This window comes from Vibrio sp. 704, assembly GCF_033339295.1.
On sequence record NZ_JAWOUH010000011.1, the window covers coordinates 95,601 to 108,113 of the forward strand.

The following is a 12,513-nucleotide window of genomic DNA, read 5'->3' on the forward strand; positions in this document are numbered from 1 at the left end:
ACATAAATCCACTGAAACGGAAAAAGAAAAGCCTGCGAAATCGCAGGCTTTTTAATACTTATTAAGCTGTGTGGTCGATTACCAACCCGTCACTTCACGTAGACCTTGGCCAATCTCTGCTAGAGATTTCACAGTTTTAACGCCAGCCGCTTCTAGTGCAGCAAATTTGTCTTCAGCAGTACCTTTACCACCAGAGATAATCGCACCAGCATGGCCCATACGCTTACCAGGAGGTGCAGTTACACCAGCAATGTAAGAAACCACTGGCTTCGTTACATTTTCTTTAATGTATGCTGCTGCTTCTTCTTCTGCAGTACCACCGATCTCACCGATCATAACGATCGCTTCTGTCTCAGGGTCTTCTTGGAACAGTTTTAGGATATCAATGAAGTTTGAACCCGGGATTGGGTCACCACCGATACCAACACAAGTAGACTGGCCGAAACCTTCGTCAGTGGTTTGTTTGACTGCTTCGTAAGTTAGAGTACCGCTACGAGATACGATACCTACTTTACCTTTCTTGTGAATGTGACCAGGCATGATACCGATCTTACACTCATCAGGAGTGATAACACCCGGACAGTTAGGACCGATCATGCGAACGCCAGTTTCTTCTAGCTTCACTTTTACGTCGATCATATCTGTAGTAGGGATACCTTCAGTAATCGTTACGATTAGCTCGATACCCGCGTCAATCGCTTCTAGGATTGCATCTTTACAGAAAGGTGCTGGTACGTAGATGACTGTCGCTGTTGCGCCAGTCGCTTCTACTGCTTCGCGTACTGTGTTGAATACAGGTAGACCTAGGTGAGTTTGGCCGCCTTTACCTGGAGACACACCACCAACCATTTGCGTACCGTATGCGATAGCTTGCTCTGAGTGGAAAGTACCTTGACCACCAGTGAAACCCTGACAGATTACTTTAGTGTCTTTGTTAATTAATACAGACATTATTTAGCCTCCGCAGCAGCAACAACTTTCTGAGCAGCGTCAGTTAGCGACTCAGCAGCAATGATATCAACATCAGAATTAGCAAGAACTTCGCGACCTAGGTCAGCGTTAGTACCTTCAAGACGAACAACAACAGGTACGCTTACACCTACCTCTTTAACCGCACCGATAATACCTTCTGCGATCATGTCACAACGTACAATACCACCGAAGATGTTAACAAGTACCGCTTTCACATTGTCATCAGATAGGATGATCTTGAATGCTTCAGCAACACGCTCTTTCGTCGCGCCGCCACCTACATCTAAGAAGTTAGCTGGTTTGCCGCCGTGTAGGTTTACGATATCCATCGTACCCATTGCTAGGCCTGCACCGTTAACCATACAGCCAACGTTACCGTCTAGTGCTACGTAGTTCAGCTCCCACTGAGCTGCGTGTGCTTCACGCTCATCTTCTTGTGAAGGATCGTGCATTTCACGAAGCTTAGGCTGACGATACAGTGCGTTTGAGTCGATGTTGATCTTACCGTCAAGACATAGCAAGTTGCCTTCGCCAGTAATCACAAGTGGGTTGATCTCTAGCAGAGCAAGATCGTACTGAGAGAACATAGTGCCAAGACCCATAAAGATCTTAACGAATTGTTTGATTTGGTCGCCTTCAAGACCAAGTTTGAACGCTAGCTCACGACCTTGGTAAGCTTGTGGACCTACTAGTGGGTCAATTGCTGCTTTGTGGATGAGTTCCGGCGTTTCTTCCGCAACTTTTTCAATTTCCACACCACCTTCGGTAGAAGCCATGAAAACAATCTTACGGCTAGCACGGTCAACTACCGCACCTAGGTATAGTTCGTTCGCAATATTTGAAGCTTCTTCAACAAGGATTTTTGTTACTGGCTGACCGTTAGCGTCAGTTTGGTAAGTCACTAGGTTTTTACCTAACCACTTCTGTGCAAACTCTTTAACGCCTTCTTTTGTATCGTGTAGCTCTACGCCACCCGCTTTACCACGGCCACCAGCGTGAACCTGACATTTAACTACTTTCTTGGCTGTACTAATACGGCCTGCGGCTTCAAAAGCTTCTTGTGGTGTATCACACGCGTAGCCTTCTGGCACAGGCAAACCGAATTCTGCAAACAGCTGTTTGGCTTGGTATTCATGCAAATTCATTTCGATATTCCGTTTGTTTTTCCCTTAAGGGATTTATTATTTCCATAACGCTGCAGTCTTGGCTGCTTGTACGTCTGTAGGGTCTTCTCAAATCAATCCTTCATCATGAGTTCTCATACTGAAGGATTCAAATGAAGGCCAAACGTTGAGCTAGTCTAGCCATTGAAATTTTTAACGTCTAGCTACCTACGATAACTAGACGTTTTAGCGATATTAAACGTCTAATAGGAGACGTGCTGGGTCCTCTAGTAACTCTTTAATCGTTACTAGGAAACCAACTGATTCACGACCGTCAATTAGGCGGTGATCGTAAGATAACGCTAGGTACATCATCGGCAAGATTTCAACTTTGCCATCCACTGCCATCGGACGCTCTTGGATCTTATGCATACCAAGAATCGCTGATTGAGGTGGGTTGATAATTGGTGTAGACATTAGTGAACCGAACACACCACCGTTTGTGATAGTGAAGTTACCGCCCATTAGCTCGTCTACCGTTAGCTTGCCATCACGACCTTTAATAGCCAGCTCTTTGATGCCTTTTTCAACATCAGCGAAACCAAGCTTGTCACAGTCTTTTAGGACAGGTGTAACTAGACCACGTGGCGTTGATACCGCCATGCTAATGTCGAAGTAGTTGTGGTAAACAATGTCATCGCCATCAATCGAAGCATTTACTTCTGGGTAACGCTTAAGCGCTTCTGTTACTGCTTTCACGTAGAAAGACATGAAGCCCAAACGAATACCGTGACGCTCTTCGAACTGATCTTTGTACTGCTTACGAAGGTCCATGATTGGTTTCATGTTGACTTCGTTAAACGTCGTTAGCATTGCCGTGTTGTTCTTCGCTTCTAGCAGACGGTTAGCAACTGTCTTACGAAGGCGAGTCATTGGAACACGTTTCTGACTGCGAGCCGCTGCTGGCACGTCAACCACTGCTGGCGAGTCTTCTTTTGACGCAGATTTAGCGTTCGCAAGATGCGCTTCAATATCTTCGCGCGTAATACGACCACCAACACCAGTGCCTTTCACTTGGCTTGCTTCTAAGCCATGTTCAGCCAATAAACGGCGCACTGCTGGGCTTAGTGCGTCATTACTTTCTTCGCTAAGCGCAGCTTTGTGACGCTTATCAGGAGATGCTTCAGTACCTTCTGTTTTGTCTGCAGTTGGTTCACCTGCAACTGCGCCTGGCTTCAATTTAGCAATAATTTGTTTAGAAAGTACTGTCGCACCTTCTGCTTCAACAATAGCTTCTAAAACGCCAGCTTCCGGAGCTGGAACTTCTAGCACAACTTTGTCTGTTTCGATGTCAACCAAAACCTCGTCACGCTCTACTGCGTCGCCTGGTTGTTTGTGCCATGTCGCTACGGTTGCATCAGCAACTGATTCAGGTAAATCTGGAACCAGAATTTCAATTGTCATATCTGTTTCTTCCTTTAACTTCTAGTTCTTAATTCGAAGTTTTTGAGTTCACGTTCAGAGCGTCTTCAACCAACGCTTTTTGTTGTTTCAAGTGCACCGACATGTAGCCAACTGCTGGCGAAGCAGAAGCTGGGCGACCTGCGTATTTAAGATTTGCACCTGCAGGAATAGCGGCACGGAAGTTATGTTGGCTACAGTACCAAGCACCTTGGTTCTGAGGTTCTTCCTGACACCACACGAAGTCTTCAACGTTAGTGTATTGAGCAATTGCTGCTTGTACTTCTTCCATTGGAAATGGGTAAAGCTGTTCAATACGCACGATAGCAACATCGTCTTGCTCGTTGTTACGGCGCTGCTCTAGTAGGTCAAAGTAAACCTTACCAGCACAGAACACGACACGTTTCACTTTGCTTGGTTCTAAATCATCTACTTCTGGAATTGCAGATTGGAATGTACCATCCGCCAAGTCTTCAATCGTTGAAGTACATAGAGGGTGGCGCAGCAAAGATTTCGGCGACATAACAATGAGAGGTCGACGCATTGGGCGTACAACCTGACGACGAATCATGTGGTACACCTGAGCCGGTGTTGAAGGAACCACAACCTGCATATTTTGCTCAGCACAAAGCTGAAGGTAACGCTCTAAACGTGCAGATGAGTGCTCAGGACCTTGACCTTCATAACCATGAGGTAGAAGCATAGTAAGACCGCACAAACGCGCCCACTTTTGCTCGCCTGACGAGATAAACTGGTCGATAACAACTTGTGCACCGTTGGCAAAATCACCAAACTGTGCTTCCCAGATAGTTAAACCACCTGGTTCGGCTGTTGCGTAACCGTATTCAAACGCCAACACAGCTTCTTCTGACAATACTGAGTCAAAGACTTGGAATGGCCCTTGGTTGTCATGAATATTCGCTAATGGAATGTAAGTGCTTGCATCGGTTTGGTTATGAAGAACCGAGTGACGGTGGAAGAAAGTACCACGACCCGAGTCCTGACCTGAAAGACGAATACGCTTGCCATCGTCAACCAATGTAGCATACGCCAATGTTTCAGCCATACCCCAGTCAATAGCTTTTTCACCGGTCATCATTGCTAGACGATCGTTGTATAGCTTATTAACACGGCTTTGCAGTTTATGGCTTTCTGGGTACTGACACAGACGATTGCCTAGCTCAATAAGGCGTGTCTTGTCGTATTTTGAATCCCACTCCATATCCCATTCATGCCCTAAGTAAGGGGACCAGTCTACAGAGTGCAACGCCATTGGACGCCATTCTTTAACAACCACTTCACCGCGATCTAATGCATCGCGATACTCATTGACTAACTGAGTCGCCGTCTCGATATCTGACTCATTTTTATCGATCAGAACATCTGCATACAATTTGCGTGGTGTAGGATGCTTTTTGATTTTCTGGTACATCAAAGGCTGAGTCGCATTTGGCTCATCTGCCTCATTGTGACCGTGGCGACGGTAACACACAAGATCGATCACGACATCGCGCTTGAACTCGTTACGGTAATCCAATGCAATGCGAGTAACAAAAGCAACTGCTTCTGGGTCATCGGCATTTACATGGAAAATTGGCGCCTGCACCATCTTCGCGATATCGGTACAGTACATCGTAGAACGCGTGTCACGAGGATTAGACGTCGTAAAGCCTACTTGGTTGTTGATGACGATACGTACCGTACCACCAACTTGGAACCCACGAGCAAGAGACATGTTGAACGTTTCGGCAACCACACCCTGACCAGCGATTGCAGAATCACCGTGGATGGTGATAGGAAGCACTTTGCTACCTTGATTATCACCCAAGCGATCTTGACGTGCTCGAACTGAGCCCATGACTACTGGGTTTACGATTTCTAGGTGCGACGGGTTAAATGCAAGTGCTAAATGAACATCACCGCCTGGAGTCGCAAAATCAGCAGAGAAACCTTGGTGATATTTCACATCACCCGTACCCCAAGTTTCGTCGTGTTTACCTGCGAACTCATCAAACAGGTCTTGAGGTTTCTTACCAAGTACGTTCACCAGCATGTTCAAACGACCGCGGTGAGCCATACCGATAACCACTTCACGCATTCCACTTGTACCCGCATGACGGATCAACTCTTTCGTCATCGGAATCAGCGCATCACCACCTTCTAAAGAGAAACGTTTTGCACCTGGGAATTTCGCCCCGAGGTAACGCTCCAAACCTTCAGCGGCTGTTAGCTCTTCTAGGAACGTGCGCTTCTCATCTTTGTTGAATGATGGCTGGCCTACGACAGACTCAAGGCGTTGCTGAATCCAACGCTTTTGCTCTGTGTCAGTCATGTGCATGTATTCAGCACCGATGGAACCGCAATAAGTTTTGTTGAGGGCTTCATAGATATCTTTCAACTTCATGGTTTCTTGCCCAACAGCAAAAGAACCTACGTTGAAAGTTTCTTCGAAGTCATCTTCGGTAAGATTATGAAAAGCAGGGTCTAACTCCGCCACGGTTGGGCGTTGCCATAGACCTAGTGGGTCTAATTCTGCAGCTTCATGCCCGCGGAAACGGTATGCGTTGATTAGCTGTAGAACTTTTACTTGTTTTGCATCGACATCTGGGTCACTAACTTGGACATTGTAATGCTTTGTTTCTCTAGCGAGTCGTCGGAAGTAGTCACGGACACGTGAATGTGGTTGTTCTGCCACTTCTTCTGATGGCTTAGGCAAGCCTTCAAAAACACGTTTCCACTCCTCACTTACCAGATCGGGATCACTTAGATACAGTTCGTAGAGGTCCTCTACATACGTTGCATTGGCGCCAGCCAAGTGTGAAGACTCGAGCCATGCCTTCATCACGCCGTTGTGCATATTTTCCCTTAACCAGTAGTTTTCACGTTTGCTTCGGTCTTTGCCGAGCTATAAGAGCCGACTAAAAATACGGTCGGCAATTTTTGTATTCTTTACTCGAATATTACTGAAGCAGTGAAGCGGTCATATCGGGTGATCCGCAACACTGCGACATTCCTAAGAGCGAGTAAATTAAACCGAACGATTAACCAACATCGACTTAATGTGACCGATGGCTTTCGTCGGATTTAATCCCTTAGGACAAACACTTACACAATTCATGATGCCATGGCAACGAAAAACGCTAAATGCATCATCAAGATCAGACAAACGTTCATCTGTTGCCGTATCGCGGCTATCAATTAGCCAACGGTACGCTGCGAGAAGACCAGCTGGGCCGATGAATTTATCAGGGTTCCACCAGAATGATGGGCAAGACGTTGTACAACATGCACACATGATACATTCGTACAATCCATCTAAATGCGCACGGTCATCAGGCGATTGTAGATTCTCACGTGATGGTGGTAATGCACCATCATCAATCAAGAATGGTTTAACTTTCGCATAGTTATCATAGAACTGCGTCATGTCAACGATAAGATCGCGCACGACAGGTAACCCTGGTAGTGGACGAATAACTATCTTATCGCCTTGTAGAGCAGATAACGGTGTGATACACGCTAGGCCGTTTTTACCATTCATATTCAAACCATCAGAACCACATACCCCTTCACGGCATGAGCGACGGAACGCGATGCTTGGATCTTGCTCTTTTAGCAGAATCAATGCATCAAGCACCATCATGTCTGAGCCTTCGTCTACCTCAAGGGTATACTCTTTCATGTAAGGCTTAGTATCCACATCCGGATTGTAACGGTATAAAGAGAAGTTTAATTTCATAGTCGTATCCTCCCTTTAGTATGTACGTACTTTCGGCGGGAAAGCTTCACGATGCGTTGGCGTCATGTTCACATCACGCTTAGTCATCGCTTCTGTTTCCGGATTGTAGATAGAGTGGCATAGCCAGTTCTCATCATCACGCTCAGGGAAATCGAAACGAGCATGTGCGCCACGACTCTCTGTACGGTAGTTCGCTGCAACGGCAGTTGAAAACGCGGTTTCCATCAGGTTATCAAGTTCTAGACACTCGATACGCTGCGTGTTGAACTCTGAAGACTTGTCCGCTAGATGCGCATCTTTCAGACGTTCGCGAATCACTTTCAACTCTTCTAGGCCGGTTGCCATCGCATCGCCTTCACGGAATACCGAGAAGCTGTTTTGCATGCATGCTTGTAGGTCTTTACGAATCTGAACTGGATCTTCACCACCAGTGCTGTTTTCCCAACGCATAGTACGCGCTAGAGACGCTTCAATATCAGATTCTGTTGCAGGACGAGCTTCCGCTTGCGCTGCTAGCGTTTCGCCAAGGTGCAAGCCAGTAGCACGACCAAAGACGACCAAGTCTAGTAATGAGTTGCCGCCCAGACGGTTAGCACCGTGTACCGATACAGAAGCAATCTCACCACATGCGTAAAGGCCTTGTACTTCCATCTCGCTACCGTCGGCCTTCTGCTTAATTGCTTGGCCAGAGACTTGAGTAGGTACACCACCCATCATGTAGTGACAAGTTGGAATTACTGGAATTGGCTCTTTCACAGGGTCAACGTGTGCAAATGTACGAGACAGTTCACAGATACCTGGTAGACGTGATTCAAGTACTTCTTTACCAAGGTGATCAAGTTTCAACTTGATATGTGGACCCCAAGGACCATCACAGCCGCGGCCTTCACGGATTTCAATCATCATTGAACGAGCAACCACGTCACGACCAGCAAGGTCTTTCGCGTTTGGTGCGTAGCGCTCCATGAAGCGTTCACCATCTTTATTTAGAAGGTAACCACCTTCACCACGACAACCTTCCGTCACTAGAACACCCGCGCCAGCAATACCTGTTGGGTGGAACTGCCACATTTCCATGTCTTGCATTGGAACGCCTGCGCGAAGTGCCATACCAACGCCATCACCCGTGTTGATGTGCGCGTTAGTGGTCGATGCGTAAATACGACCTGCACCACCTGTAGCTAGAATGGTTGCTTTTGATTTGAAGTAACAGATTTCACCCGTTTCCATACAAATCGCAGTACAACCCATGATTGCGCCGTCTTGGTTTTTCACAAGATCCAAAGCGTACCACTCCGAGAAGATGGTTGTTTTGTGTTTTACGTTTTGCTGGTAAAGCGTGTGAAGAAGTGCGTGACCAGTACGGTCTGCAGCAGCGGCTGTACGAGCAGCCTGCTCACCACCAAACTCTTTAGATTGACCACCGAATGGACGTTGGTAGATGGTACCGTTATCGAAACGAGAGAATGGCAGACCCATTTTTTCAAGCTCGATAACTGACTCAGGACCATTTTTACACATGTATTCAATCGCGTTCTGGTCACCGATGTAGTCGGAACCTTTAACGGTATCGTACATGTGCCATTGCCAATCGTCTTTGTGCGAGTTACCCAGAGCAACAGTAATGCCACCCTGTGCAGACACAGTATGAGAACGTGTTGGAAATACTTTTGACAACAAAGCACATGATAGGCCTTGTTCTGAAATTTGTAGTGCAGCGCGCATACCTGCACCACCAGCGCCGATTACTACGGCATCAAACTCACGAACTGGAATAGACACTTACGCACCCCACAGAATAAATAGACCAGAGAAGACATAGCCGAATAGCACGGCAATAACACCAAGTTGTAATGCGCCACGTAGTTTCGCGCACTTAATGTAATCAGTTAATACCTGCCACAAACCAACCCAAGCGTGAATCAGGATCGAGACAAGTGCCAACATGGTGAATACTTTAGTGAAGGTACCACCAAAGAATTGGGTCCAAGATGCGTAAGAGATATCTGAAAATGCACAGAAGCTAATCAGATAAATCGTGTATAGCGTCATAATGATTGCAGTTGCACGAATTAGTAGGAAATCGTGTACACCATTACGACCAAATGAAGATACGTGTTTTACCATACCAAGATCCCCGCCAATAATGATAATACTGCTGTTGCACCAAACGCGACTTTAGCGCTCATCGTGCCTGAATCTAGTTCTTCAAAGTGACCCAAATCCATCAATAAGTGACGGATACCACCTGCGATGTGGTAGGCAAGTGCAGTAAGAATTCCCCACAGGATGAATTTTACGAAGAAGCTATCGACGATGTCAGCGGCTTCCATAAAACCCATTGGGGATGACAGAGAAATGGATAGTAACCACAGTAGTATACCCACCGCAACAAACGTAATTACCCCAGACACACGGTGTAGGATGGATGCGATTGCTGTGATAGGAAAGTGGATGGTCTGTAAATCTAAATTAACAGGTCTTGACTTTCTTTCTTTCACGGGCTTGCTCACTCAGCTCCATTGAGCATTTATTGTTATAACCAATTTCAGCTTCCAAACGTACAAAAGTTAACATCTATTTAACAAATATCGCGAGTAACCACTCAGATAAGTGTAAACAAGTTGTTAACAAACGGAGTCCAGCAACAAACCTCACTCTTTGTTTCTAGCCCCGAATTTATAAGGATTTAACTAAAATTTTCTTTGCCAATATACGGCGAGCAACATTCTAATACAATTGGTGTAACAAATTATGCTACATAGAACAGATTTTTAACGATTTTCATGAGAAAAATCATAACAAGTGCACACAAAGATGGAGAAAAATTGACTTTAAGCTTTAACAACAGTACAAAAATGGCACATAAACATCCTGGACGGATTAAATAATAAACAAAGGAGATTGTTATGGCGGATAAGAAAGCGACCCTTCATGTTGAAGGTCAAGCGCCAATCGAACTGCCAATTATGGACGGTACGCTAGGTACACCTGTAATTGACGTTCGTAAGCTGGGAGCCAATGGTTACTTTACTTTTGACCCAGGTTTTCTTGCCACTGCATCTTGTGAATCATCAATCACGTACATCGATGGCGGCAAAGGTATTCTTTTGCACCGCGGTTTCCCGATTGATCAATTAGCCAATAACGCAGATTACTTAGAAGTATGTTACATCCTTCTTTATGGTGAAGCCCCTACCCGAGAACAATACGAGCAATTCAAAACGACCGTTACTCGTCACACAATGGTACACGAGCAAATCGCAAGCTTTTTCCATGGCTTCCGACGCGATGCTCATCCAATGGCGGTAATGTGTGGTGTAGTTGGAGCACTTGCAGCCTTCTATCACGACTCTCTTGACATTAACAACGACGAACACCGCGAAATTGCAGCGTACCGTCTGCTGTCAAAAATGCCAACACTGGCGGCGATGTGTTACAAATACTCTATCGGTCAGCCATTTATTTACCCTCGTAACGACCTTAGCTACGCTGAGAACTTCTTGCATATGATGTTCGCAAACCCTTGCGAAGAATATGAAGTAAATCCTGTGGTTGCCCGTGCGATGGATAAGATTTTCACTCTACACGCGGATCACGAACAGAATGCGTCGACATCAACTGTACGCCTAGCTGGCTCTTCTGGTGCGAACCCATTTGCATGTATTGCCGCTGGTATTGCATCCCTTTGGGGGCCTGCTCACGGTGGTGCAAACGAAGCCTGCTTGAGAATGCTAGAAGAGATTGGCAGCGTCGATAACATCCCTGAATATGTAGACCGCGCGAAAGACAAAGATGACCCATTCCGCTTAATGGGCTTTGGTCACCGCGTTTACAAGAACTACGACCCACGTGCGACAGTAATGCGCGAAACGTGTCATGAAGTTCTCAAAGAGCTAAACATTCAAGACCCTCTGCTAGACGTTGCAATGGAACTTGAGCGCATTGCACTTTCTGATGAGTACTTCGTGTCTAAGAAGCTGTACCCGAACGTAGACTTCTACTCAGGTATCATTCTTAAAGCGATTGGTATTCCAGTTTCTATGTTTACGGTTATCTTCGCGATTTCTCGTACCATCGGCTGGATTGCTCACTGGAACGAAATGCACAGCGATCCACTGAACCGCATCGGTCGTCCTCGTCAGCTATACACTGGCGAAACACAACGTGAGTTTTCTCCACTTCACGAACGTGAATGATCTTTTAGTACGAAGATAGACAAACAAAAGGGTTGAGATTTTCGTCTCAACCCTTTTTTCTTTTTTGCGTTTAACGTTATTAATGGAGAACGCTAAACCGGATTATCAATATCGATAAACTCCACATGTAGGCCATATTCATCCGCTAGCCATTTGCCTAAGGCCTGAACACCATAACGCTCAGTAGCATGATGACCTGCAGCAAAGTAATGAATGTCCATTTCACGAGCAGTATAAGTGGTGCGCTCTGAAATTTCTCCAGAGATAAATGCATCCAGCCCGTGCTGTACAGCAAGTTCAATGAAATCCTGCCCTCCACCAGTACACCAGCCGACTGTCTCAATCATCTTATCAGTATTCTCTGGAGCGATATGCAGAGGCTCTCTTTCAAGAACTTGGTTGATCTTACTCGCAAATTCAACACCAGACATCGGCTTTTTCAAGCGCCCAAACATAGCAACTGACTGAGGGTGCCCTTCAAGCCCACCTTCTACTTCGATTTCAAGTAAGCGAGCTAATTCAGCGTTGTTGCCTAGCTCTGGATGAATATCTAGAGGAAGGTGATAACCATATAAGTTGATATCATTTTTGATCAGGCTACGAATTCGTTTACCTTTCATGCCACGAATTGGCTCAGGCTCACCTTTCCAAAAATAGCCATGATGAACAAGCAATGCGTCTGCATTAAGCTCAATCGCTTTATCGATTAAGGCTTGAGAGGCGGTTACGCCAGTGATAACACGCTTTACCGCTGATTTCCCTTCTACCTGTAACCCATTTGGCGCGTAATCTTTAATTAACTGCGGTGACAGTTTGTCATTAAGAATCTGTTCTAGCTTTAAGTTATTCATTATTACTTCCAATTTCTAGCGCATGTAAACCTAAATAACCTCTCGATGGAATCAGACGAAAGAGTGCAACCTAGTTGATACAACAACGTTTTTGACATCTGGCACCTTGATATCATTTAGGTCTTTAAAGTGTATCTCGAACCCTAATATCGATGCTAGCCACCCTACCCTCAAAAGCAAATTTAGTT

10 protein-coding genes are annotated in these 12,513 nt (G+C 45.8%); 1 reads left to right on the forward strand and 9 read right to left on the reverse strand.

Features of this window, described 5'->3' with window-relative positions; translation table 11 throughout:
* Positions 1-78 precede the first annotated feature (78 nt).
* The 8 genes from sucD to sdhC all read right to left on the reverse strand — a co-directional run bounded on the left by sucD (position 79) and on the right by sdhC (position 9,788).
* On the reverse strand, positions 79-951 hold the full coding sequence (gene sucD / locus R7R24_RS15625) for a succinate--CoA ligase subunit alpha (RefSeq protein WP_005382181.1): 873 nt from the start codon (positions 949-951) through the stop codon (positions 79-81).
* A complete protein-coding gene (gene sucC, locus R7R24_RS15630) occupies positions 951-2,117 on the reverse strand; it encodes an ADP-forming succinate--CoA ligase subunit beta (protein ID WP_005382179.1) in 1,167 nt (388 codons plus the stop codon). The genes sucD and sucC overlap by 1 nt, the downstream gene beginning before the upstream one ends.
* Before the next feature lie 213 nt (positions 2,118-2,330).
* Entirely contained in the window at positions 2,331-3,539 is a 1,209-nt protein-coding gene (gene odhB, locus R7R24_RS15635; RefSeq protein ID WP_005382177.1) for a 2-oxoglutarate dehydrogenase complex dihydrolipoyllysine-residue succinyltransferase, read from the reverse strand.
* Positions 3,540-3,567: 28 nt separating this feature from the next.
* Positions 3,568-6,393, reverse strand: a complete 2,826-nt coding sequence (sucA, locus tag R7R24_RS15640) for a 2-oxoglutarate dehydrogenase E1 component (RefSeq protein WP_005382176.1) — start codon at positions 6,391-6,393, stop codon at positions 3,568-3,570.
* Positions 6,394-6,564: 171 nt separating this feature from the next.
* Positions 6,565-7,275 carry a succinate dehydrogenase iron-sulfur subunit gene (locus R7R24_RS15645; protein ID WP_005382174.1) on the reverse strand — a complete coding sequence of 237 codons (711 nt, stop codon included), beginning with the start codon at positions 7,273-7,275 and terminating at the stop codon, positions 6,565-6,567.
* 15 nt (positions 7,276-7,290) lie between these two features.
* On the reverse strand, positions 7,291-9,057 hold the full coding sequence (gene sdhA / locus R7R24_RS15650) for a succinate dehydrogenase flavoprotein subunit (RefSeq protein ID WP_005382172.1): 1,767 nt from the start codon (positions 9,055-9,057) through the stop codon (positions 7,291-7,293).
* Positions 9,058-9,402, reverse strand: coding sequence for a succinate dehydrogenase, hydrophobic membrane anchor protein (gene sdhD / locus R7R24_RS15655; protein WP_005382169.1), 345 nt, complete (start codon positions 9,400-9,402; stop codon positions 9,058-9,060).
* Positions 9,396-9,788, reverse strand: coding sequence for a succinate dehydrogenase cytochrome b556 subunit (gene sdhC, locus R7R24_RS15660; protein WP_017634811.1), 393 nt, complete (start codon positions 9,786-9,788; stop codon positions 9,396-9,398). Before sdhC ends, sdhD begins: the two co-directional genes overlap by 7 nt.
* Positions 9,789-10,184: 396 nt before the next feature.
* On the opposite strand from sdhC, the gene R7R24_RS15665 reads away from it, so the two are divergent.
* On the forward strand, positions 10,185-11,474 hold the full coding sequence (locus tag R7R24_RS15665) for a citrate synthase (protein WP_005382163.1): 1,290 nt from the start codon (positions 10,185-10,187) through the stop codon (positions 11,472-11,474).
* Positions 11,475-11,566: 92 nt separating this feature from the next.
* Here R7R24_RS15665 and R7R24_RS15670 read toward each other — a convergent pair whose 3' ends face one another.
* Positions 11,567-12,325, reverse strand: coding sequence for a Nif3-like dinuclear metal center hexameric protein (locus R7R24_RS15670; protein ID WP_005382162.1), 759 nt, complete (start codon positions 12,323-12,325; stop codon positions 11,567-11,569).
* Positions 12,326-12,513: the final 188 nt, after the last annotated feature.